Consider the following 26,078-nt stretch of genomic DNA (forward strand, 5'->3'; position numbering starts at 1 on the left):
TTGATGAAGTTTGAAATAGCAATAATTCAAGATCTTGTAGAACTAACAGAGCTTTTAGAAAATGCGAAAGTGGAAATGGAAACACATCATATTTATCAGTGGAATCAAAAATATCCGAATCGAAATTCAATTGTAAACGACATTGAAAATGAAGAACTGTACATATTAAAAAACGATGAAAATCAAATCGTTTGTATGGGAACATTTACTAAAAATGCAATACAAGGCATTCAAACAAAAGCAGTTAACGATGCAATATTTATAAAACGATTAATCGTAAAAAGAGATGCATGTGGTAAAGGATTGTCTAGGGAATTGATAGACTCATTCATAAAAGAAAAGAACATCCATGATGTTGATTTGTATTCGTGTACAAATCATACGAATATACCTATGCAAAAAGTATTAGAGAAAATGAATTTCGTGAACATTGAAGCATTTACGATAAAAGAACGAACTACATATGGTCCATTTTATCTATACTATATGAAAGCGGGGGAACAGATTGACAAATAATATCGTAGTATTGGGAAGTATAAATCTTGATATCGTTTTGCATGCAGAACGATTACCAAAAGTGGGAGAAACAATGGTTGGAAATGGTATTGACTATTTAGTGGGTGGAAAAGGATCCAATCAAGCTGTTGCGGTATCACGCGTTGGTGGGAATGTATCACTTTTAGGCAAAGTAGGAAATGATACGTTTGGTGAAAAGATTTTAAGTTACTTAAGAGAAGAAAATGTAGATTTAAGCCATTTAGAAATTGAAGATAGTTTTTTTACAGGAATTGCAAGTATATTTAAACTACCAAAAGATAATTGTATAACTGTAATTTCTGGCGCAAACGAATTAGTGGATCAAGAATTTGTCGATTCAGTAATTGATGTTATAACAAATGGAGACTTACTGCTTGTGCAATTAGAAATACCAATATCAACAGTGGTATATGCATTACGCATTGCAAAAGAGAAAGGTGTAATCACGGTTTTAAATCCAGCTCCATTTAATGCTGATATAAAACAAGCACTTGACTATGTAGATTACATTACACCAAATGAAATTGAGTTTGAAGAATTGTACGGAAGTGAGTTTGACAGTGAAGAAGAATTCTTTAAAGCGATGATTGATTGGGATATGCATCACACTCCAACACTAATCGTTACTCGAGGTGGACAAGGTGTTTCATTTGTCGAAGATGGAATGGTTGTTACGATACCTGCCTGTTCAGTAAATGTCGTGGACACGACAGGTGCTGGAGATACATTTAATGGGATTCTTGCAATGCAATTGGCAAAAGGAATCAAGTTGAAGGAAGCGATTCAATTTGCAAGTGCAGGAGCATCGATATCAACAGAGCACTTAGGTGCACAAACAGGAATTCCTACGCAGGAAAAAATTAAAGCATTTCTAAATAATATATAGATTAAAACTTCGTTAGCGAAATAGGACTAACGAAGTTTTTTTAATCTATTAATAAGACAAAAGGGTTATGTTTTTTTGTTTTCTTATGTTTTTATAAATAATGAGACCGTTTTCAAAAGATGCATAACTTATTTGATTTTGACTATGAGTTTGTTATAATTGACAGTAGAGATTAATAAGAGATTCGGAGGATGTAATATGTTAAAAGGTATTGCGGCGTCAAGTGGTGTAGCTATTGCTAAAGTATACAAACTTGAAATGCCAGAAATGAAAATCGAGAAAAAAACGGCAAACCCAGAAGAAGAAGTTGCAAAATTAAAGTCTGCAGTTGAAAAAACAGTTAAGGACATTGAAGCGATTAAGGAAAGAGCTTCACAAAACTTATCTGCAGAAGAACTTGCAGTATTTGATGCACACTTAATGGTTGCACAAGATCCAGAATTCATTGGTGCTGTTGAAGGACAAATTAATTCTGACAATTGTAATGCAGAATATGCTGCTGATAGTGTAGCAAATATGTATGTTTCTATGTTCGAAGCAATGGAAGATGCATATATGCGTGAACGTGCAGCAGATATTAAAGATGTTACAGTTCGTTTAAAAGCTAACTTATTAGGAGTAGAAATTCCTGATTTGACTGCAATTAACGAAGAAGTTGTAATCGTTGCTTACGATTTAACTCCATCTGATACAGCACAATTAAACAAAGCGTATACAAAAGGATTTGCTACTGAAATTGGTGGTAGAACAAGTCACTCAGCAATTATGGCAAGAAGTTTAGAAATTCCTGCAGTTGTTGGATGTGCTGGAATCCTTGAAACAGCAAAACATGGTCAAGAAGTAATTCTTGATGCAATTAAAGGGGATGTAATTTTAGATCCAACAGCTGAACAAAAAGTGGAATACGAAGCAAAACGTGTTGCACATGAAGAAGAAAAAGAGGCACTTAAAGTATTAGTAGACCAACCATCAATTTCTAAAGATGGTCACCATGTAGAATTAGCTGGAAACATCGGGACACCAAAAGATGTTGAAGGTGTATTAGAAAATGGTGGAGAAGGTGTTGGACTTTACCGTACAGAGTTCTTATACATGAACTCTCAAGAATTCCCAACAGAAGATGAACAATTCATCGCTTACAAGATGGTTCTTGAAGGAATGAAAGGAAAACGTGTCGTTGTTCGTACATTAGACATCGGGGGAGATAAAAAACTTCCTTACTTTGAATTCCCAGAAGAAATGAACCCATTCTTAGGATATCGTGCAATTCGTCTATGCTTAGACAGAAAAGATATCTTCAGAACACAATTACGTGCATTATGTCGTGCATCAATCTACGGAAGACTATGTATTATGTTCCCAATGATTGCGACAGTTAATGAATTCGTAGAAGCAAAAGCATTCTTCGAAGAATGCAAAGCTGAATTAATTGCTGAAGGTGTTGAAGTTAGTGACAACATCGAAGTTGGTATGATGGTTGAAATTCCTGCTGCTGCAGTACTTGCTGACCAATTTGCTAAACACGCTGACTTCTTCTCAATTGGAACAAATGACCTTATCCAATACTCAATGGCTGCTGACCGTATGAGTGAAAAAGTAAGTTACTTATACCAACCATACAACCCAGCAATCTTACGTCTAATTAAAATGACAATTGATGGAGCTCACAAAGAAGGAAAATGGGCTGGTATGTGTGGAGAAATGGCTGGAGAACCAAATGCAGTTGCAATTCTTCTAGGACTTGGACTTGATGAATTCTCTATGTCAGCAACTTCAATCTTACGTGCTCGTAAAATGGTTACATCATTAGATAAGAAAGAAATGGAAGCTGTAGCTGAAAAATGTTTATCATTCGAAACTGCTGCTGAAGTTGAAGCTTACGTTGAATCAGTAATTAATAAATAAGTATAAAACGCAAAAAGTTTCCTGAATCGGGAAACTTTTTTTGCGTCTTATAGAGATTTTGATTGATTTGTTTTCTTAACAGAGGATTTGTATGAAAACATGTATATCATAACATTGCATATTCATAGACTCAATAAGTGACATGCAACATCATAAAATATTGCTAAAGATTCATAAAAAAGTAAAAACATGAATTTAAATATCGAAAGAAATACAAGAAAAAAACAAATATTCATAAGATTATAATGTAAGTTTGATATACTTTTAGAAAAGAGGTGAACATGAAAAAAGTAGAACTAATAAACATGATAAAAACACATCGTGCATTTATGAAATACCAAGATATTGATTTTGAAAGTGATCAAGAATTGAAATTACAACAACCGCCACTTACAAAACCGATTGTTTCTAAGTTGATTATTGACCTGCCTAAGATTAGTGATGCTAAAATCGTAAATTCAGATATAACTAAGGTGTTTTATGAAAGAAGAAGTCATCGTGTGTACACAGATGAAGTGATGTCTTTAGCACAACTATCGTATGCCCTGTGGGCTAGTCAAGGGGTTAAAGAAATTCGTGGGAAATCATATGCGACAATACGTACAGTTGCCTCAGGTGGTGCACGTCATCCTTTTGAAACGTATATTGTTGTACGTAACTGTGAGGGACTAAAACCAGGGGTGTACATGTATTTGCCACTGACTCATCAACTTACATTTTTAAAAGAACTTGAAGATATGCAACAAGTAGTGAGTGAAAGTGTATGTGGGCAAGTATGGGCAAGTAAAGCAAACGTTATGTTGTATTGGAGTTTTGTTGCATATCGTGCAGAGTGGCGTTATGGTCCTGAAGCGCAAAGAGTTGCATTGATTGATGCAGGGCATGTCGGACAAAACTTATATCTTGCATGCAGCGCACTTGGTTTAGGTACTTGTGGAATTGCGGCATTTGATAATGAAAAATGTAACACTCTACTAGATTTAGATGGTGATGAAGAATTTGTCGTATATTGTGCTCCTGTAGGTACAATTGGAAGTGATGAAAAAGCAGAACAAGATTTCTATGCATTCGTGAAAGAACAAGGACTATAATTTTAGGTCAATTCGCTTTAATTTCTATTGGTACTTTTGCTATAGTTTAGATAGTAGAAAGAGGTGGATACAATGGATGCGAAAGAAAAAGTATTGGAAGTTATGAGAGATCATGGTCAACCTATGAGTGCTGGAGAAGTTGAAAAGCTGTCAGGACTTGATCGTAAAGAAATCGATAAAGCTTTCAAAGAACTAAAAAAAGAAGAAGCAATCGTATCACCAGTACGATGCAAATGGGAACCAGCGAGATAATCGTTGGTTTTTCTTTTAAACAAAGAAAAAAGACCTATGCGAGGTCTTTGTCTGTAATATAGGCATACACAAGTTGCATTGTTTGCTCAACTGCTTGGTAGTGTGTACGTTCCATTCCATGGCTTGCATGAACACCAGGTCCAATCAGTGCACCACGGATGTTGTTTCCACCACGTAATGCAGCACTGACATCACTTCCATAGTAAGGATAAATATCAACTGCGTATGATAGCTTATTTGCCTTAGCAAGATTCACTAACTTTGTTGTCATGTTGTAATCATAAGGTCCACTTGAATCTTTTGCACAAATACTTACATCGTACTCTGTACAAGCTAAATCTAAACCAATGCATCCCATATCAACTGCAAGAAGTTCATTGATATTACTAGGAATACTACTTGAACCATGTCCAACTTCTTCATATGTTGAGAAAATAATTTCTATATTGTATGGAAGTTCTATGTTATTCGTTTTGATCGCTTCCAATACTCCCATTAATATAGAAACTGAAATTTTATCATCCAAGAAACGTGATTTAATAAAGTTACTTTTCGTAATTTCAACTTTAGGCTCAATAGCCACAAAGTCTCCGTTTTGGATACCTAGTTTTTCTGTGTCTTCTTTTGTTTTTACAAGTTCATCGATGCGAACAAGCATGTTTTCAATTTTACGTTCTTTTGTTGCTGCATCAGGGTATACATGACTTGCAGGAACATTAGTTAGAATTGTACCAGTGTATATGTTTCCTTCTCTTGTGTGAATACGACAGTATTCTGCATCAAGTGTTGGAATCAGTGGTCCTCCTAGATTGGTAAGTGCAAGTGTTCCATCACTTGAGATAGAGCGAACCATTAAACCAAGTGTGTCAGTGTGTGCACATAATCCAATTGTATAATCACTATTTCCTTTTAAAGAAACAATTAAGTTTCCTTTTGCATTTCTTGAATATGTGTATCCAAGTGCATTCACTTCGTTTTCTAAGTATTCGACTGCTTTGTTTGTGTATCCTGTAGGACTATCAATACTCAGTAATTCTTTTGCAATACGTAAGACATAATCTTTGTTAAATTTCATAATTCTCCTTATTTTTCTATAACGACTTCATCGTTACCATCTTGCTCTTCTACTTTTACGCGGATAATTTCATCGATAGAACTTGGAATGTTTTTTCCAACATAATCTGCACGAATGGGAAGTTCTCGATGTCCACGATCGATAAGCACAGCAAGCTGGATTTCTTTTGGTCGTGCATTAGCCATTAGAGCATCCATTGCGGCACGAACCGTTCTACCTTTAAATAGTACATCATCAACAAGAATTACCTTCTTATCATTGATGGGTAAATTGATTTCTGGTTTTGCTTCATCTTTTACATCATCACGCCAAGGGTAGACGTTAATTCCGTAACACTCTACCTTTTTGTTTTCGAAGGTTTCAAGGTTTGTTTGGATTCGTTTAGCTAAGTCGATACCACGTGTTTCAATACCAACTAAAACGATTTGATCTACACCTTTATTGTGTTCAAGAATTTCATGTGTGATTCGTATAAGTGAGCGACGCATACCATTTGCGTCAAGTACTTGTTTCATCATATATCAAGTATAAATTGCAATACCAAAAAAGGCAAACCTCTAATTGTGAAAATAGCACTTTCTTTATTGTAAATTTCAAGTACAATAACACTATATAGATTTTCGCATAAGAAGAAGAAAATTTCGTTATAGTATATAGGGGCAAATTGATTAAGCTAATTTTTTATTGTGCTATAATGCATGTGTAAAGAGGTGATGTAGTTGAGTGAGCAATTATTAGGGAGAATTCATTCATTTGAAAGCTTTGGAACTGTAGATGGACCAGGAATTCGCTTTGTTGTATTTATGCAAGGATGCCCAATGCGTTGCTTGTATTGTCATAATCCAGATACATGGAAAATAGGCAGTGGTGGTGATGTATACAGCGTAGATGATGTATTCAATCAAATCATGAAATATAAAAACTACATCAAGAAAGGTGGAGTTACTATAAGTGGTGGAGAACCACTAGTGCAAATCGAGTTTGTAACTGAATTATTGAAACGTTTAAAAGCTCAAGGATTGCATACAGCCGTTGATACGAGTGGAATTACATTTGTAAAAAACAGTGCTGCTACACTTGCTAAATTTGATGCATTGTTGGAAGTAACGGATTTGTTTTTACTTGATGTAAAACATATTGATCCAGTTAAACATAAAGCGTTAACCGGAAAAGAAAATAAAAATCCACAAGATTTCATGCAATATCTTGCAGATCATAACAAGTCTGTATGGATTCGTTATGTACTCGTTCCAGGATACAGTGATGATGAACATGATATAGAAGCACTCCATACATATTTAAGTAGGTATAGTAATATTGAAAAAATTGAAGTATTACCATACCACACAATGGGAATTGCAAAATATCAGAACTTAAATATTCCATATCCTCTTGAAGGTGTACAAAAACCAAGTAAAGAAGTTATTGATAGAACAAAAGAAATCTTAGGAGTAAAATCACATGCTAACAAATGAGAATTTTAGAAATGAATTTGCAAAGAATGAATTTTCTTTGGTATTAATTGGTGGAGATGGTTGTGCAAACTGTACAACGATGTCACCCATTATTCAAAATGTAGGTAAAAAGTTTGAGAATCTACAAGTATATATTGTAGATGCAAGCGAACAAAACAAAGATATAAATACATACTATAAGGTACAACAAGTACCAACCATTCTATTTTTATTTAGAGATGAATTAATTAGTAAAGTACAAGGGTACCAACCTGAGGAAATCTTAGAGATTTATATTGAATCAAAAATGGAAGAATATAAAGCAAAAGCCATGCACTAAATAATACTTATATTAGGGTATATAAATTACAAAGTTTTATATATAGTTTAAAATATTATATTTGGTGGAATGCTAATATATAGGATGTTATATAAAGTGTGACAAGTATATACGATTATGCTATACTGCAAACATCGAAATGATAAGGGAATTGCCCCTTAAGAAGGTGAGGTAAACAAATGTACAAAGGTTGGGAAGGTTTTAATTTAGGAAACTGGACAGACGAGATCAACGTTCGTGATTTCATTCAACGTAACTATACAGAATACGAAGGAGACGAAAGTTTCTTAGCAGATCCTACAGATGGAACAAAAGCATTATGGGATCAAGTTACAGAATTAAATAAACAAGAAGCTGCTGCTGGTGGTGTGCTAGATGCAGATACAAAAATCGTATCTTCACTAACAAGTCATGGTGCTGGATACCTAAACAAAGATTTAGAAAAAATCGTTGGGTTCCAAACAGATAAACCATTCAAACGTTCATTACAACCATTTGGTGGTATTCGTATGAGTGAAACAGCTTTACAAGCATATGGATATGAATTAGATCCAGAAATTAAAGAAGTATTTTCAAAATACCGTAAAACACACAATCAAGGTGTTTTTGATGCATATACTCCAGAGATGCGTCGTGCACGTACTTGTGGAATCATCACAGGTCTTCCTGATGCATACGGACGTGGTCGTATCATTGGTGACTACCGCCGTATTGCCCTATATGGTGTAGACTTCTTAATTGAAGACAAACAAAACTTGTTAAACACAGTTCTTCTTGGTTCAATGACTGAAGAAAGAATTCGTGATCGTGAAGAAGTAAGTGAACAAATTCGTGCTTTAATTGCACTTAAAGAAATGGCATTAATTTACGGAATCGATATTTCACAACCATCAGTAACTGCACAAGAAGCGATTCAAGCAGTTTACTTTGGATACTTAGCAGCTGTTAAAGACCAAAATGGTGCTGCAATGTCATTAGGACGTACTTCTACATTCTTAGATATCTACATTCAAAGAGATTTAGAAGCTGGAAAAATTACAGAAGAAGAAGCGCAAGAAATGATTGACCACTTCATTATGAAGTTACGTTTAGTTAAATTCATGCGTACTCCTGAATATAACGAATTATTCTCTGGAGACCCAACTTGGGTAACAGAAAGTATTGGTGGGATGTCACTTGATGGTCGTTCTTTAGTAACAAAGAACTCATTTAGATTCTTACATACACTTGTAAATTTAGGACCAGCACCAGAACCAAACTTAACCGTTCTTTGGTCAACAAGATTGCCACATAACTTCAAACGTTTCTGTGCAAAAATCTCAATTGAAACAAGTTCAATTCAATATGAAAATGATGACTTAATGCGCATTGAAATGGGTGATGACTATGCAATTGCATGTTGTGTATCTTGTATGCGTGTTGGTAAAGATATGCAATTCTTTGGAGCAAGAGCAAACCTTGCAAAATGTCTACTTTACGCAATTAACGGTGGGGTTGATGAAAAGAAAAAAATCCAAGTTTCACCAAGAATGGAACCAATTACTTCTGAATACTTAGACTATGAAGAAGTAATGCAAAAATACCAACAAATGATGTCATGGTTGGCTGGACTTTATGTTAATACATTAAACGTAATTCACTACATGCACGATAAATACTCATATGAAGCATTAGAAATGTCATTACATGATCACGATGTACGTCGTTTCTTTGCAACAGGTATTGCAGGATTATCAGTAGTTGCTGACTCATTATCAGCAGTTAAATATGCAAAAGTTAAACCAATTCGTGATGAAGATGGTATTGCAGTAGACTACGAAATCGAAGGTGATTTCCCTAAATATGGAAATAACGATGACCGTGTTGACCGTATTGCAGCTGACTTAGTAAAAACGTTTATGAATATGATTAAAGAACACCGTACATACCGTCATGGTGTACCTTCAATGAGTATCTTAACGATTACTTCAAACGTAGTATATGGTAAGAAAACAGGAAATACGCCTGATGGACGTAAAGCTGGAGAACCATTTGCACCAGGGGCAAACCCAATGCACGGACGTGATACACATGGTGCGGTAGCTTCACTTGAATCAGTCGCAAAATTACCATATGAATATTCACGCGATGGAATTTCTAACACGTTCTCAATTGTACCTGACGCGCTAGGAAAAGACGAAGACTAATAAAAAATAGATAGGAAGTGGCGAAAATGAACAATAAAGCAGAAAACTTAGTAACAATGATTGATGGATATGCACAAAGTGGTGGACACCATTTAAATGTTAACGTATTTGATCGTGAAACATTATTAGATGCACAAGCACACCCAGAAAAATATCCACAACTAACAATTCGTGTATCTGGATATGCGGTAAACTTCAACAAGTTGTCAAAAGAACAACAAGATGATGTTATCCACCGTACAATGCACGAAGGGATGTAATTCAAAAGATATATTAAGAAGACGTCTACACATAAGTAGGCGTTTTTTCTATTTATAGAAAAAGGCACTACATAGAGTGTCAAATAGCAATTATTTTATACATTCGTTTACAATATATAAAAAAATAGTGTTACACTATTTCTTTTGTCGAAACTATTGGTATAATATAAACAGTGCAAAAAAGAAATGTGTAGTGTGTTAATGAGGAGGAACTCTTATGTTCAAAACAAAAAAGATTTTTTTGCAGTGCGCAATAGTAGCAGTTTTATTGTGCACTGTCTTTGTGTTTGCTAGTAACAACGTACAAGCAAATGCAAATAAGCATACAGCAATGATCACAGAGAAAAGTGCAGTGTGGTCAAATGAAGCAAATTATGAAGCGGATTTAACATTAAAAGTAAATGGTTCGCAATTTGCTAAATCACAAGATGTTGTATTCGTACTTGACCGTTCAGGTAGTATGGATATGGAATACATTCAAGAAGGAAATATGGTTGAGCTTGATGCTGGTGGAAACAAGGTACAAAGTTATGTTGGTTCACATGTTGCATCATCACCATGTTTAAATCCGGATCATTTCTATTTCCAAAAGAAAAGAGATGCTGATTCTAGTGAAATTCCAATAGATCCAGATACAACAAAAATTTATCCAAATGTGGATAACACAGAAATGATTGTGTACAACAATCAAGAAGTTACAATTAAAGCACGACTTAAAGCTGGCTCTATTACAGATACGGAAGATTATGCATCTGTAGAAGCGAAATGGGTTGTATTAGATATGACAAAACCAGTCAATCACTACCACTTATTTGCGCACAACCAACCAGAACGCATATCAAAAGGAGAGACAAAACCTGCAGTTGATGGAACATACAACGATGCAGCATATCACTTCAAAAAAGTTGGTGATTCTTATGAACGCATTAGTACATGGGATACAACCGATACACGTAGCGGTGCAAGTGAAGGGTTATGGGACCATGCAGATGAAGCAAAAGGTTGCTATGACCGTTGGTTAGAAGCAAAAGCGGCTGTAAAGAAATTTGCTGCTGAATTACTTAAACAAAATGAAACATATGGATTAGATAACAAGATTTCTGTCGTGCCATTTTCTGGAAGAGATGCAACTTTACATAACTTCTTAAACAAGGCTAAGACCTTACAAAAAGAGTATCTTGTGAGTAGACAACAATCTGGCACATATGATTATGGATTAGATATTGATGGAAGTGGAAATATTCTGCCATATGATTCGAAAGTCAATTGGACAGATGATGCTACAACAGTAAGTAATGCGGTTGATAAACTATTTACAACAGCAAACACCGATTATGTTTATGGATTAAGTGAAGCATATAACTTGATTCAAGCACGGACAGATAAAGCAAAAGAAGAAAAAGATGTTACTGTAATTTTATTATCCGATGGGAAACCAGATCCGTCAGGTAATCAAAATTTAGCTGGTTTAACAGCGTTTGCAAATCGTATGGCTACAGTTCGACCACTTGCAAATGCGATTAAAGGGTCAACTGATGAGGTTATTAAATACGATGGTGAACCACTGTTCGCAAATTTCTGGAATTCTAAAACAACAACACACCCTCGTCATGATGTATTAGATGAACATCTTGTAAGTGAATTAGACGAGAATGGAAATTCTACTTATGTTGGTGTACATGGTACCAATTCAAGAATTCTTACAGTTGGTTATATGATGGAAAATGAATTGTATAATGATCAATTAAGAGAGATTGCAACAGATCCAGTATTGGACCACATCCAACTAGATGCAAATGCACAAGATTCGACATCTGGTGTTTTAGCAGATAAAGTATTTGAAGGATTTTTAACTGCTGGAGGTAGACAAGCAGTTTTACGCGATACGATTAGTAAGTATTACTACATTCCAGAAGGTGTCGATATTCCAAATGTTGAAATTGAGGGAACTAAAGAAACTGGACAAACAATCGTATGGACGATTGGAAATATCTTCGAATACACAGAAGCTGAACAACCAACGATTACTGTACCTTTAGTATTACGTGAAGAATACCGAGATGTGGAAAAGCTAACATACTATCCAACCAATGCGGATAATCCTGAGCCAGATTTATATACGCCAGATCGTGGTGTAGATGATGGCGATACAGGAGCAAAATTATACTATAAAGATCCTGCAGAGGATGACCGTATTTATACGATTGGTACACCAAAGCTTCCAGTGAAACCAAAAGTAACGGAACCTGAAATTCCAGTAGATCCAAAAGATCCTGAAGAACCAAAGGATCCAATTATTCAATTACCATCAAAAGATACAACAACAACTAGTACAACGACACTACCAAGTATTGCTGCTGGAGATAGAACAAAAGCATCAACACTACTTCTAGTTGGTGGATTGAGTTTAGTTGCTGTAGGAATGTTACTATCACGCAGACGACAAGTAAAAACTAAGTAAAGGTGTAAAAAGTAGGCACCCATACGTTTCAAGAAATGCACGATTGTTACTTATTTTGAGTTAATTTATTTCGAAATAAGAAAACAAAATTATAAATTCATCGAAAAAAGTGAAGATTTTCTTTATTCAAAGAGTCTATTAAGTGAAAGGGTACTCAATGCGAGTTATCCTTTTGGACTTCACACACACACCAAGAAGTTTGAAAAGCAATCCATATGCTACCTGGATTGCTTTTCTTTTTGTCTTGTAGAAAAATATTATTATATTGGTAAAAAGATAATGAACATAGTATAATAGCCTCGCTGAGTCTTGAAAGAGACAATTGGTGTGTGAAACCAAAGTGTGTTATATAAGGAGGAACAATGAGGAAAATAAGTAAAATTGTGGCAGTTTTTTGTGTGCTTGCAGGAATGCTTTCGTATACAGGAAAAACACTAGCTGCAGAAGCACAGGGTAGCATTTCACAAAGCGATTTTATCGTAAGTGGAAAAGTAACAACGTATACAGGTGAAGATAGTCAATACTATGGATACTATGATTCGATGCGTGTATATTATGAATATGCATTTGCTGATACTTATGAAGTAAATAGTGGAGATGCTGTAGTTATTCAACTACCTTCGCAATTAAGTGTAAAAAATCTTGAATTTGAGCTTAAAGAAATTGATGCAGAAAATAATGAAACAGAAAATGTAGTTGCAAGTGCAAGTATGAATGCAGCAGATAAAAGTATTACGATTACATTCAATGAATATTTTAAGAATAAGCAGAATCGTAAAGGACACTTTTTTGTTGTTGCATCATGGGATCGCAATGAAGTAGCAGGTGCTGAAGATCTTGTACTTCAATTCAGTGATACAAGTAGTCAAGATGTTTGGGTAGGTAAAGCAAATTATGAACCACGTGATGAGAAAATAACAAAGTGGGGAACAGCGAATACAACAACAAATACTATAGATTGGACAATTCGCGTAAATGTTGCTGCTGAGGATATTTACAATGCGACAGTCATTGATGAAATTATTGGAAAACATGAACTTGTAGTAGATGATCCAACAAAGCCAGCAATCACAGTACAAGTGGCTCGTATTGATTGGAATGATAAAGGTGCATCATCTTGGAAGTATTTTGGATACTATACATCAAATACAAATCCAGAGCGATTTACACTTCAAGATGATGGATTTACTGTACGTTTGGGTGATCTTGTTAGTGGTGCATCTACAGCATTACCAGAAAACGGTGGAGTATTTACCCCAAATGATGAAGCAACAAAACAAGAAGCTAAAGCGGATGGAAAGACTTTATATATTAAATACTCAACACGCATCTTAGATAATAAAGCTTCACAAATCTATTTAAATAAAGCTACGATTGAAGGAGATAACTATGAATCTGGGACAATCGAGGCATATGATCAACGTCTTGTAACTGGTGGAGTTGGTTCTGGTGATGCATCAACTAGCGTACAAGTTAATAAAGTATGGGAAAGTGATGATCCACAAATTACACATCCAGAATCGGTAACTGTAAATTTATACAAAACACTAAAGGGTGGAAGCCCTTTGCAAATTGCTCAAATCGACTTAAATGCAGGTAATCAATGGCAATATGAGTTTACCAATTTACCGATGTTAGAAGGTACTTCATATGTAACGTATTCAGTACAAGAAGCAAGTGTGCCAAATAACTATACTGAGACAGTAATCGAAAATTCATTTAATAATTTCACGATTGTAAACAATTATCAAGTACCAAGAACAAGTGTACATGTAACTAAGAAGTGGGCTGGTGATGATGATCAGTGGGTGCGACCATCATTTGTTGAAGTGCAATTACAAAAATCAGTTGGTGGAAATACATCAATTGTGGACACCGTGAAAATAGAAAAAGATCTAGACGATGTGTGGGAATATCAATGGGATGATTTACCTGCTTTTCAAGGAAATAAAGAAGTTACATATTCGGTAAATGAAATTCATGTAGCAGAAAATTACACAGCAAGTGTTGAAGAACATGCAAAAAATGACTTTACAATTACAAACACATATAAACTTCCACTTACAGCCATTTCAGTAAGTAAAGAATGGGAAAATGATGATTTAGATGTTCGCCCTGAAGCAATCAAAGTTCAACTGATTCAGTCTACAGATGAACATGTAGCAATTGCGACATTTGATGCAACAGTGACAAAACAAGATCATTGGACATATACATGGAATGATTTACCAATGTTAGTTAATGGGAAATCGGTAACCTATACAGTTGTGGAACTTGAAGTAGCAAATAACTATACATCCAAAGTAATAAAAAATACAGAAACGGAGTTTACGATTATTAATACGTACAAGAAGGAAGTTGTTGTACCAGAAGATCCAATGATAGAACAACCACCACTTGTAGAAACACCAGTGATTAAACAACCAGAAATTGTGACACCAGCAAATCCTTCAAAGAAACCAGAGAAGGAATTGCTTATTAATCCATCAGTGGTATCCTCAAGCAAAGTGAGTACTGGCGATCAAAGTCCAAAAGCGATACTACATGCAATGATGATTGTTAGTGGGATATCTCTATGTATACTAGTAGCAATTCGTAGAAGACGCAAAGTATAAGAAACATGAATGTAGTTCTCTTACATTTAAAACTATATGTTATTAGCGATATGTTTATTTAGTTATAACTAATTATTATATAATGTAACTTAGTGGACAACAGCAATCGTATCTTATATACTGGTAAATATGATGATAAGATACGATTATATATTTTAAAAAGAACGAGAAATTGTTCTTTTGTTTTGATTGAAATACACCTTACAACAATCAAAACTATCAATCAAATAGTAATGGTATTAAATTTGAATAAAAAATGAAAAAAAATTATAAATTTCCGAAGATTTTAGAAAAATTGAAGTCTATATAAATGAAGCGATACTCATAGAAAAAGAAAATAAAGAGTTGAACTTCAGGACTTCCATACACACATTTAATTTGAAGTCTGAAAGCAATCTTCAAAATTAAAGGTTGCTTTTCAATACTTGAATTTGTGTGGAGTGGGAAAGATATACAAAATTGAGTTAAAGTGTGTAAATATCAGTGTGTTATGTGTGGGTAAGGAAACTCTCTATGAAAAAATGGAAACATTTTTTTAGAGTGTCTTGTTGTTCAACATAGCATAGACACTCTTTTTTAGTGTTTTGATAGATAACTGTTTGTGTAGATGACTTCAAAGATAGATTTCTAGGATATGGAACTCTCGTTGCACTTTGAATGTGTAAGCAAAGTAGGCAGTGAATTACAAACTTGGTCAGTGTGTGAATTGTATGTGTGAAAGATAAGGAGACAAGTTATGAAGAAGAAATTTTTTTGTGTTTTATTAGCGGCTTTTATGATGATTAACATGATATTTGCTAGCGGTGGAACAGCATTAGCAGCAGAAGGTGACGTGGATTATGGTAATGCATATCACAAGATTAAAGCACCAACAGTAACTGTGGAAGTAACAAATGGACTAAATTTTGTGGATATCAAAGATTTGGTTGACCTAGAAGGTAATTATCAAGTAAAAAACTATAGTCAAGTTAGACTAAATATTGCTTGGGAAGCTTTATATACAAATGTTACAGATGGTGATAATTTACTTAAAGAAGGTGATACATTTAAATTCGTAATTGAAGAAATTAACAATTCGAAAGTACCAGGTCAAGGGTTTGGACTTGTATTTGATACTGCAGACAAATCATTTCCACTATATGATGGATCGAATAATAAAATTGCAGAATTTACCATTAAAACAGATGACAAAACAGGAACAACAACAATTGAAATTACAATTTTAGAACTTCCTGCTGGAGAAGATCCAAACAGTCCATATGTAGTTAGGGGTGGATCAGTAAGTGCAGAAGGTAAAATTATTGGAAATGGCTTAGATTCAGGACTCGTAATTAATGGAAATGCGATTCTTGATGGAGGAAACATTCAAACACCAGAAAAACAACCAGTTGAAGATACTGGGGCAAATCCATATGATAATTCTACAAAAATCTCAAAAGAAGGTGTTTTCTATGAAAAAGAAGGTTATACAAGTTGGACGATTAACTTAGGTGTAGACTACAATATATCCCTATACAATGGAAGAAAAGATGAGAATGGAAAAATTACAAATGCACGTGCAAAAATGTACATGGAAGATGAATTAACCTATAACCAAACGATTGATTCTATTTCAATTCAACATATTATGCGTGTGTTTGCGACTACAGATAAAGATGGAAATGAATTGGATTATGAAGAACGAAATGTTGACAATGGTGGAATAGGAGCATATTCAGATCGCCAATATGCATGGTATGCTTTATATACAGAAGATAAAACAAATGGAGCAGATACCAGAGGTATCTTTGATAAAATCGAATATCATAAAGACAGTACAGAGACATTAAAGTTAAATGATAACTATTCATTTGCAACTGGTCTAAGCTATGATGAATTTAAGGCAGCATTTTTAGAAAATGTGGATCGTCAATCGATTGTTTTATATCGTGAAAAAGATACAAACGGTTTAGATAAAACAACAATGATAGTTTATTTTGGTGATTTAGGAGATAAAGATCCATCGAGTGATTCATATGTTGGTGCTAAGTTCACAGATTTACCAGCAGTGAAGGCACAAGAACCAACAAACGGTGATAGTAAATTCTTGGCATATTTAAAGACATTAACATATGAAAAAGAAGAAAACGGTACAAAAGTTAAATACCGTTACTATACAGATGAACAAGCTAAGTATTTAGATAAAGAGTTAGCAGCTGTTGATTATGTAATTCCTGCATACCGTGTAAACTTTAAAGCAAGATTTCCTGAGGGAATGGCAGAAGGTGCAGAATATACGAATCAAGCACATTTATACTGGAACAACAATAGTGAGCAATCAAATGAGATTAAACTTTCGTTTAGCGAATATAGTGGAACCATTATTGGTGGTGCAAAAGGAAGTGCTGGACTGTATAAATACGATTTAGCAACTAAAGATGATGAAAAACCACAAACTATCGCAAATGCAGAATTTGAATTATATAAAGTAGCAAATGGAACAACACCAAGTAGTAGTGATGAACTTATTGTAAAGAAAGCTACAAATAGTTGGGGAATGATTACTGTTAGTGGACTTGAAGATGGTTACTACTATTGGAAAGAAGTAAAAGCAGCTCCAAATTATTCAATGAACGGTGCGGTTTATCAACACAATGGTGTAGAGTCTAATGAACCGATTGTATTTGAAGTTATCGAACAAGCAAATGCACAAAAGGTTGTGTATACAACTGTGTATAACCAAAAAATATATACTGGTGGTGTAGAATTAACAAAATATGACCTAGACAGCAATGAAACAACTACACTTGAAGGTGCTGAGTTTGATTTATATCTAGTGGATAATAATGGTGATACAAAAATGAATAGCACACCATACACAACAAATATGTATGGTGAAATCGAAGTAAATGATTTACTTGAAGGTTCATATTATTTTAAAGAAGTAAAAGCTCCTTCAGGATATGAGTTAGATGATAAACATATTCCATTTACAATCAGCAAAGATGATAAAGCAACGATGCAAGTGAAAGCATATAATAAAAAAATTCCACCACATACAGAAGATGTTCAACTAATTAAATATGATGCAGATACAAATGAATCAGTAACATTAGAAGGAGCAGAATTCGATTTATACGTCGTGGATGCTACAAATGGTGATACGAAAGTAAATGCAACTCCATATGTTACAGATAAAGATGGAAAAATCACAGTTGAAGATCTACTTGAAGGTTCATATTACTTTAAAGAAGTAAAAGCACCAAATGGATATGACTTAGATGATGCAAAAGTGATGTTTGAAATTGATGAAAACACAAATACGAAAGTCATCGTAAAAGCATACAATACGAAAACTCCACCAAATGTTGCAGATGTAGAGTTAATTAAGTATGATACAGATAGTAATGAAACAATCACATTAGAAGGTGCTAAATTTTATCTATACGTTGTAGATGAAAAAGGAAATGCAACAAAAGTAAATGATGAGGTGTATACAACAAATGCAGATGGACGCATTGAAGTAAAAGATTTACCAGAAGGTTCCTACTACTTTAAAGAAGTAGGAGCACCTGAAGGATATGTATTAGATGCAACCAATGTAGAATTTGAAGTTACAAAAGATACAACAGGTGTCATTGTTGTAAAAGCATACAATGCGAAGAAAGTGGAAGATCCAAAAGAAACGCCACCAACACCAGAAAAACCTGAAGATCCATTTACAGAATTACCATCAACATCTCCAGTGAAGGAATTAGATGTAATTCCAAGTGTGAAAACAGGTGATGTAAGTGCAACTAATGCATTACTTGCTTGTGTAATGATGAGCGGATTTGTAATTTGCTTATTATTTGCACGCAAGAAACTACAAAAGAAATAGATATAAGTATTTCTTAACATAAATGAAATGTCCTCCTTACCAACATTGAAAGCTAAAGCTATATCAAAGACTAAGGGGGACAAAATTTCTATTATTCGATACATGATATTCGATTTTAAGGGTAGCAATAATTAGTGAAGTGGCGCTATGCCGTTATAAATAAAATAAATCAAGGAAATGTGTGAAATGAAAGATAAAGAGAAATTAAAAGACCTGATAGTGAAGGTAAAAGAAGGAAACCAAGAAGCATTTGAAGAACTATATCGAGCGTATGTAAACAATGTGTATTTCAAAGCACTAAACTATTTTCATGATGAAGTGACTGCACGTGATGTAGTTCAAGATGTGTTTATTCGAATACATAAAAATATTCATAAGCTAGATAATCCAGGTGCATTTTATACGTGGATTATTCGAATTACCTATAATGTATGTTATGACTATGATAAAAAGAAAGACCAGGTAGTAGATTTGGGAAGTGAATATACAATAGAAGACTTTGAAGACTTCAATCAAAAAGATGCTAGCGCAATTTTAGAAAATAAAGAACTTCAACAAACCATATATGAAGGGATACAATCGTTACGTACACCACTTCGTACGGTTGGTATTCTTCGATATTATGATGAACTATCGGTTTCTGAGATTTCTGATGTATTACAAATTCCTGAAGGAACGGTACATTCTAGATTACATAGTATGAAAGTAAAACTAAAAGAGGTACTTGAAGAACAAGGAATATCTTCTCGTAGTTTATCAGGTTTTGTATTAACTCCAACATTATTGAAACTTGCTTTCGAAGCTGGGGCAAATCATATTTCAGTTCCTGTAACTATGTCTTCTGCTACGCTTATTGGAGTAAGTAAAGAAGCATTAACAACGGCAAGTACGAAATCTGGATGGATGGCATCAACTAAGGTAGCACTCGTTTCCACTATTGGTGTAGCAAGCTTAGTAGGATTATACTTTTTCAATCAACCACAAAGTACGCCATTAGAAGATAACCACCCAGATCCAATTGTTCAACAACCAGCAACTGCAGTAAAAGAACATGCAAAAATAAAAGATATTACATATCCAACGGCTTGGACGAATACGGCATATGCCTTGCAAGTAACAACAACTAGTGATGTATACGACGAAATATTACTTAATGGAAATCAGGATTTAACAGTTGTAGATAATGGTGAATATGTAGTCACTTTACAGTATGAAGGAAAACAAATTGATGAACGAATTATAACAATTCAAAACTTTGATTTTGCAAGTCCAACGGTTCCAGATTATACAATTGAGCAAACATCATATACAATTGCATTAGCTGATACACTATCCGGAATTGATTTTTCACAAACTCGATGTGAAAAAGATGGTCAATATATTCAAAAAGATATTCATTTTGATCCGTCAACAAATACAATTTCACTTGATTGTGCATATGGTAGTAGAGAAATTGTCTACATCTATGATCATGCTGGAAATGAGCTGAAATTGGTGTTGCGCGATGGTAATAGATAAAAAAAACAAACTTTTTTGAAGATATACGCTATAAAATGCGTCTAATAAGTGAAGGGTGATACAAGAGGGAAATCATACCTTCAAAACTTCCATCACACATAAACGAAGTTGGAGAACAGTCTTTTGCTACCCTGAACGCAAAGGCTGTTTTCTTTTTTCTGGATTATATATAACATACATAAAATATCACAATAAAGATATCTATCCTTTTTCTTTACAGTTTTCATTTTCTTGTTTACTATGAAAGTAGAGTATGTGTGTACTCTATGTGTATATGTGCCAATAATGGAAAGTAATGTAATAGGGATTTTTTTAGTCTATCCAAATTACAGTTTTTGTCATATCGGTATAATTAGACAAATATAGCTTAACCTTACAAACAGTTCAAAATTGTGCGAGCTGTTTTTTTATATGCAAAAGTAAGGAGCTGATAAAAAGTAAAAAAAGTTTGATGGTTAGCGAAATGTGCTACGTCTATGTATTGAAAGAAATATTCAACTGAATATTCTTGGATCCTTAATATGAATCATCGATCTCGTTGCTATCCGTGTGCAAGAAAGTGTTAAGGATTGTTGTGTGGTTAATAAAATATTAACAGGAGGAGAAGGAATGAATTTAGTATTGAAAACAGTAGCCATGATTTCATTGTCACTAGGAATCATGCAACCAAATGTACAACATTTGGAAACACTACAACCAATGAATGTTGTAGATAGTGATGTGCATGTTACAAAGGAAAATTTTCCTGATGCAAATTTTAGAAGTTATGTAGAAAGTAAAGAAATTGCAAGTGATGGTATCATCACAAAAGAAGAACTTGCAACCAATAATCCATTTAAAGATCTAGATATTGATTGCGATGAATATGATATTCGTGATTTCAAAGGAATTGAATTACTGGAGACAAAATCTCTTACTTTGGGACATTTTAAAGGTTCAAATTTAGTAATACCTGAAGGAAGCAAACTGAATGCCTTAGAAGTATATGAAACAGATGATCTTAAGACAGTAAATTTAGATGCTGTAGATTTCATGTATTATTTAACATTATCAGTAGTTCCTAATGTTACAAGTGTTGATGTTTCACATATGCGTGAAATAGGAGAATTAAATTTATGGGCGATGGATAGTCTTTCATCGTTGATACTACATGAAGAAAGTGAAATTGAAGTATTTTCATTATCTTCATTACCAAAACTTACGAGTATTAACGGTGTAGTTAAGGTGACTGATTCTATAGATATTGAAAGTGTTCCAATCACAGATGAATATTTCGATTTATCTGATGTTCATACAGTTGGAATTCTTAATACTCTATTTAGTAATCCGTATTTTTTGGCAGATTCAAATTATGATTATTTATCAGTTATATTAGGTGGAAATCAATTTCCATTTTTGGAAATTGGTGGTGATCCCGTACATTACAGATTCTATGATAGAAGTACAAAAGCAGATTTTGCGATAAAGTCGAATGTAATTGATTTAATTGCTGACGAAACAGATGATGGGTATGTAGTAACTATTGATGGTATTAATATGAATAAAGTTGAATTACACGAAGATTGTAATTGGGAAGTACTAGATGAACATAGTTTTATTTTACGTGCCGCTGAACTAGAAGCACTAAACTATTACTACAGAGTTGATGAAATTAAAGTTCGTCCACAAAGACTATTTTCTCCAGATGGGTATGTAGTTGGTGATGATGCAAAAAGAGAAGAGTATATGTTTATCGTATCCAAGGTTAGTATAAAACAACCACCGATTGTTGACCCTGTCGATCCAATCGATCCAGTAAAACCAGTGGATCCAGTTAAACCGACACCAACTGAACCAGTAAATGATCCATCAAAAGGACTATCAAGTAAACCAAGTGTTGCAACTGGTGATGTATATACAACAAATGCACTTCTATACACTTTATTGATTAGTGGTGTTGTCATTGGTGCAATCGCAATTAAGAAAAAGAAAGAAAACTAAATATTATGGGCAGCGCAAAATGAGGCATAACCATTTGCCTCGTTTTGTGTCAAATATTACATAATTCTTTCATCCATTTGGGTAGCGACATAATTGTATGAAAGAAAAAGATTTAGAACTGGTAGTTTGTGTGAGGGGTGTTCGATGAAAGAGAAAAGAGAAGTAGTAGAGTTAGTGAATCGAGTTAAGCAAAACGATCAAGAGGCATTTCAGAAATTGTACGAGATATATGCAAACAATGTGTATTTTACAGCATGGGATTATTTTCATAATGAACATACAGCAAAAGATGTTGTTCAAGATGTATTTATCCGTATTTACAATAAGATTGATACATTGGAGAGTCCTGAAGCATTCTATCCTTGGATGAAACGTATTACAATGAATATTTGCCATGATTATGAGCGTAAGAAAAAGAAACTACTGGATTTAGGAGATGATGTTCGCGTGGAAGATTTCGAAGATGTAAATCAACAAACAGCAAAAGAAATCATTGAGAATAAAGAGATGCAAGCAATCGTATATAATTGCATTCATTCTTTAAATGCGTCATTACGAAATGTTGCACTCTTACGATACTATGATGAACTTCAAGTAAGTGAGATTGCATACATTTTACAAATACCTGAAGGTACCGTATATTCACGATTGAATCATCTTCGTAGTAAACTAAAAGTAATGTTGGAAAAACAGGGGATTAGTGCAAAATCATTACCGGGATTTGCAATTTCACCAATGCTAATTCAAGTTGCATATGCTTCAGCAGCAAAGAATATTCATGCTCCAGTGATCAATCTTGCATTACAAACAAGTGCGATAGGTGTAGGAAGTGCCGCAGCAGGAAGTAAAGTAGGGCTTGGCGTAGGGGCAAAAATTGCACTTGCTTCCACGATTGGAGTAAGTGGTGTTGTAGGTGCAATCATGTTAAATCAAGAAGAAAAACAGCCAGCAGTAGCACCTGAAATACAAGATGTACAACCTGTTGTACAAGAACTCGCAAGTATTACAGATGTTCAGTATCCAACAAATTGGACAAATCAGCCAATTACATTAACTGTAATTACATCCAATATGGAGTATGATCAAATTCTTGTGAATAATCAGGAGAGTCTAGTCATCACAAGTAATGGAAGTTATAGTGTAACTCTAATGAAGGATGGCAAACAAATTGATGAGCGAATCGTGAGTATTTCTACATTTGATATGCATAGTCCGGTAGTCCAAGGTTATGAAATTGATGGAACAACGTACACAATTTATGTTTCTGATGATGCATCACAAGTTAACTTTGAAAGTATTCGCTATTATGAAAATGGAGTACGTATCAACAAAGAAATAACGATACATCCATCGTTGAACCAAATGATTGTAACTTGTCCATATGGGATAACAGGTGTACTTTATATTTCTGATTATGCAGGAAATGAGTTAGAGATTACATTACATGATGAATCATGAGAGAACGAGCGAATGCTCGTTTTTGTCGCTTTACCATAAAATTCATGTATAATAAAAATATGTATAAAATCTTAATTGTTGAAGATGAAATTAATATTCGTGATGAACTTGCAACGTTTCTACAAACCAATGGATATGATGTCCAAACCGTTGTGGATTTTTGTGATGTGAGCAAGCAAATTCTTGATAGTGATGCACATTTGATTTTGCTTGATTTGAATTTACCAGGTATTGATGGAAATCACATTGCCAAAGAAGTACGTAAGCAAAGCAATGTACCAATGATCATTGTTACCAGTCGTAATACAGATTTAGATGAGTTGATGAGTATGCATATGGGCGCAGATGATTTTGTCTCAAAACCATATAACTTACAAATTTTACTTGCACGCATGGAACGATTATTAAATCGTAGCTATGAAGGGGATAATGGTAGTAAATTATTTGTTGCGGGTGTCCAACTGGACGTCGCAAAAAGTACACTTACTTACAATAAACAAAGTATCGAACTCACAAAAAATGAACTGCGCATTATGACGACATTATTCAAACATAAAAATCGTATTGTTTTACGTGAAGAGTTGATGTCGGAAATGTGGGATAGTGATATGTTTGTGGATGATAATGCTTTAACGGTAAACATGAATCGTCTACGCAAGAAACTTGCATATATTGATTTGGAAAACTTTATTGAAACAAAACGTGGTATGGGGTATTTAATTAATGAGTAAGTATACATATCTAAAAGAGCATTTTTATATTTTAGTTTTAGGTGCATTGTTAAGTGCGTTGCAAGGATTCTTTTTACTTGCTTCTAAACTAAGCATAGATACCGTTATACTTTTTCTTGTTAGTATATGGTCATTTATCTTTGGTTTTTTATTTATTGAGTATCGACGAAAAAATGGGTACTATAAACAACTTAAAGACCAGTTGGAACGACTGGATCAAAAAAGTTTATTAATCGAAGTTATTGATGAACCAGAATTTCAAGAAGGTAGAATTCTATATCAAACCTTAGAAGAAATTAATAAAAACTACAACGATCGAATCGCAACATATGAGAAACGTGAAAAAGATTATAAAGAATATATCGAAATGTGGATTCATGAGATAAAAAGTCCATTGACTGCTGCGAAATTGATGAATACCAATCATCCAAGTGGAATAAGTAAAGCTTTGGACTTGGAAATCGAGCGGATGAATGATTATATTGAGCAAGCTTTATATTATGCAAAAAGCAGTGATCCTTCACGCGATTATGTATTAAAAGAAATTCAGCTTAGCGATACTATCAATGCAGCTGTACGTCGTTTAAAACAGCGATTCATTTATAAAGAAATTAAATTAACAATTACGAATAGTGATCACATGATTACGATGGATAGTAAATGGTTAGAATTCATTTTGCATCAGATATTAGATAATGCATTAAAGTATACAGATGTTGGTGGATCTATCCATATTGATACTGTAGTACATGATCAAGATCTTGAAGTACGTATTTCAGATACAGGAATAGGAATTGATCCAAAAGATGTTTCTCGAGTCTTTGATCGTGGATTCACTGGTGAAAATGGACGATTGGAAAAGAAAGCAACAGGTATGGGATTGTATTTATGTAAAGCGTTATGTGACAAGCTTTATATGTCTATACGACTAGATAGTACAGTACATAAAGGTACTTGTGTGAGTATAACAATTCCTAATAGTCGATTTTATAAAAACTTATTGTAAGAGGAGAAACTATGTCAGAATATGAACGCCGTGCAGATGGCAAAACAACAATTGTGAATAAGACGATCAAACAAGGATTGTCCTTTGGTAGTGCACTAGCAATGGTGATAAGTTATACAACTTGGCATAGTATTGGTTGGGCAATCGTTCACGGTTTGCTAGGTTGGGTCTATGTTATCTACTTTATTTTATTTCACTAGGAGGAATCATGCGTACAGATAAGGAACGATTTGTTATTGTCCACGAAGAAACAACACTTCAAGGTATCCGTATTCTTGAAGATCAAATTACGGGTGTCAATTATTTATTGGTCAATACTCCTGAAGGAAGTGGATTAACACCATTACTGGATAGTCATGGAAATGTCGTAATTACAAAATATATGATGGGAGAAATTGATTCTCATCAGTGAGGTGCTAGCGCACCTTTTTTCTTTCTTACAAAAATGTAAGGAAAGTGTAAGA

At 34.1% G+C, this 26,078-nt stretch carries 21 protein-coding genes; 19 read left to right on the top strand and 2 right to left on the bottom strand.

Going from position 1 to position 26,078, the window contains the following annotated elements:
• Positions 1 to 3: 3 nt before the first annotated feature.
• The 5 genes from M2098_RS00410 to M2098_RS00430 all read left to right on the top strand — a co-directional run bounded on the left by M2098_RS00410 (position 4) and on the right by M2098_RS00430 (position 4,671).
• Positions 4 to 516 carry a GNAT family N-acetyltransferase gene (locus tag M2098_RS00410; RefSeq protein ID WP_280680916.1) on the top strand — a complete coding sequence of 171 codons (513 nt, stop codon included), beginning with the start codon at positions 4 to 6 and terminating at the stop codon, positions 514 to 516.
• The gene (gene rbsK / locus M2098_RS00415; protein WP_280680914.1) at positions 506 to 1,423 is read left to right on the top strand and encodes a ribokinase; all 918 of its coding nucleotides are present in this window, start codon (positions 506 to 508) and stop codon (positions 1,421 to 1,423) included. Before M2098_RS00410 ends, rbsK begins: the two co-directional genes overlap by 11 nt.
• Positions 1,424 to 1,621: 198 nt before the next feature.
• Positions 1,622 to 3,328, top strand: coding sequence for a phosphoenolpyruvate--protein phosphotransferase (ptsP, locus tag M2098_RS00420; RefSeq protein WP_280680913.1), 1,707 nt, complete (start codon positions 1,622 to 1,624; stop codon positions 3,326 to 3,328).
• A gap of 281 nt (positions 3,329 to 3,609) precedes the next feature.
• Complete coding sequence (locus M2098_RS00425; protein WP_280680912.1) at positions 3,610 to 4,419, top strand: SagB/ThcOx family dehydrogenase; 810 nt, start codon at positions 3,610 to 3,612, stop codon at positions 4,417 to 4,419.
• Between the two features lie 72 nt (positions 4,420 to 4,491).
• On the top strand, positions 4,492 to 4,671 hold the full coding sequence (locus M2098_RS00430) for a MarR family transcriptional regulator (protein ID WP_280680911.1): 180 nt from the start codon (positions 4,492 to 4,494) through the stop codon (positions 4,669 to 4,671).
• A 34-nt stretch (positions 4,672 to 4,705) separates the two neighbouring features.
• Here M2098_RS00430 and M2098_RS00435 read toward each other — a convergent pair whose 3' ends face one another.
• On the bottom strand, positions 4,706 to 5,746 hold the full coding sequence (locus M2098_RS00435) for a M42 family metallopeptidase (RefSeq protein ID WP_280680909.1): 1,041 nt from the start codon (positions 5,744 to 5,746) through the stop codon (positions 4,706 to 4,708).
• 8 nt (positions 5,747 to 5,754) lie between these two features.
• Entirely contained in the window at positions 5,755 to 6,261 is a 507-nt protein-coding gene (gene pyrR / locus M2098_RS00440; RefSeq protein ID WP_134169980.1) for a bifunctional pyr operon transcriptional regulator/uracil phosphoribosyltransferase PyrR, read from the bottom strand.
• Between the two features lie 204 nt (positions 6,262 to 6,465).
• Between pyrR and pflA the strand changes: the two genes are divergently transcribed.
• From pflA to M2098_RS00505, 14 genes are all read left to right on the top strand, one after another.
• Positions 6,466 to 7,221 (top strand): pyruvate formate-lyase-activating protein, encoded by a 756-nt coding sequence (gene pflA, locus M2098_RS00445; RefSeq protein WP_280680907.1) that lies wholly within the window; start codon positions 6,466 to 6,468, stop codon positions 7,219 to 7,221.
• A complete protein-coding gene (locus M2098_RS00450) occupies positions 7,208 to 7,540 on the top strand; it encodes a thioredoxin family protein (RefSeq protein ID WP_280680905.1) in 333 nt (110 codons plus the stop codon). The genes pflA and M2098_RS00450 overlap by 14 nt, the downstream gene beginning before the upstream one ends.
• 179 nt (positions 7,541 to 7,719) lie before the next feature.
• The gene (gene pflB / locus M2098_RS00455; protein ID WP_348521530.1) at positions 7,720 to 9,726 is read left to right on the top strand and encodes a formate C-acetyltransferase; all 2,007 of its coding nucleotides are present in this window, start codon (positions 7,720 to 7,722) and stop codon (positions 9,724 to 9,726) included.
• 26 nt (positions 9,727 to 9,752) lie between these two features.
• A complete protein-coding gene (locus M2098_RS11555; RefSeq protein WP_134169972.1) occupies positions 9,753 to 9,986 on the top strand; it encodes a glycine radical domain-containing protein in 234 nt (77 codons plus the stop codon).
• A gap of 217 nt (positions 9,987 to 10,203) precedes the next feature.
• Entirely contained in the window at positions 10,204 to 12,447 is a 2,244-nt protein-coding gene (locus M2098_RS00460; RefSeq protein ID WP_280680903.1) for a hypothetical protein, read from the top strand.
• Between the two features lie 362 nt (positions 12,448 to 12,809).
• Positions 12,810 to 15,062 (top strand): Cna B-type domain-containing protein, encoded by a 2,253-nt coding sequence (locus M2098_RS00465; RefSeq protein WP_280680901.1) that lies wholly within the window; start codon positions 12,810 to 12,812, stop codon positions 15,060 to 15,062.
• A 736-nt stretch (positions 15,063 to 15,798) separates the two neighbouring features.
• Positions 15,799 to 18,921 (top strand): SpaA isopeptide-forming pilin-related protein, encoded by a 3,123-nt coding sequence (locus M2098_RS00470; protein WP_280680899.1) that lies wholly within the window; start codon positions 15,799 to 15,801, stop codon positions 18,919 to 18,921.
• A 186-nt stretch (positions 18,922 to 19,107) separates the two neighbouring features.
• Positions 19,108 to 20,439 (top strand): RNA polymerase sigma factor, encoded by a 1,332-nt coding sequence (locus M2098_RS00475; protein ID WP_280680897.1) that lies wholly within the window; start codon positions 19,108 to 19,110, stop codon positions 20,437 to 20,439.
• A gap of 609 nt (positions 20,440 to 21,048) precedes the next feature.
• Positions 21,049 to 22,419, top strand: a complete 1,371-nt coding sequence (locus M2098_RS00480; RefSeq protein ID WP_280680896.1) for a hypothetical protein — start codon at positions 21,049 to 21,051, stop codon at positions 22,417 to 22,419.
• 144 nt (positions 22,420 to 22,563) lie between these two features.
• Entirely contained in the window at positions 22,564 to 23,877 is a 1,314-nt protein-coding gene (locus M2098_RS00485) for a sigma-70 family RNA polymerase sigma factor (protein ID WP_280680895.1), read from the top strand.
• 59 nt (positions 23,878 to 23,936) lie between these two features.
• Positions 23,937 to 24,608 (top strand): response regulator transcription factor, encoded by a 672-nt coding sequence (locus M2098_RS00490; protein WP_280680894.1) that lies wholly within the window; start codon positions 23,937 to 23,939, stop codon positions 24,606 to 24,608.
• Positions 24,601 to 25,614 (top strand): sensor histidine kinase, encoded by a 1,014-nt coding sequence (locus M2098_RS00495; protein WP_280680893.1) that lies wholly within the window; start codon positions 24,601 to 24,603, stop codon positions 25,612 to 25,614. Before M2098_RS00490 ends, M2098_RS00495 begins: the two co-directional genes overlap by 8 nt.
• A gap of 11 nt (positions 25,615 to 25,625) precedes the next feature.
• Positions 25,626 to 25,814, top strand: coding sequence for a hypothetical protein (locus M2098_RS00500; protein ID WP_134170975.1), 189 nt, complete (start codon positions 25,626 to 25,628; stop codon positions 25,812 to 25,814).
• Between the two features lie 8 nt (positions 25,815 to 25,822).
• Complete coding sequence (locus M2098_RS00505) at positions 25,823 to 26,026, top strand: DUF6440 family protein (protein WP_134170974.1); 204 nt, start codon at positions 25,823 to 25,825, stop codon at positions 26,024 to 26,026.
• Positions 26,027 to 26,078 lie beyond the last annotated feature (52 nt).

Source organism: Breznakia sp. PFB1-19, assembly GCF_029893935.1.
Taxonomy (GTDB): domain Bacteria; phylum Bacillota_I; class Bacilli_A; order Erysipelotrichales; family Erysipelotrichaceae; genus Breznakia; species Breznakia blatticola.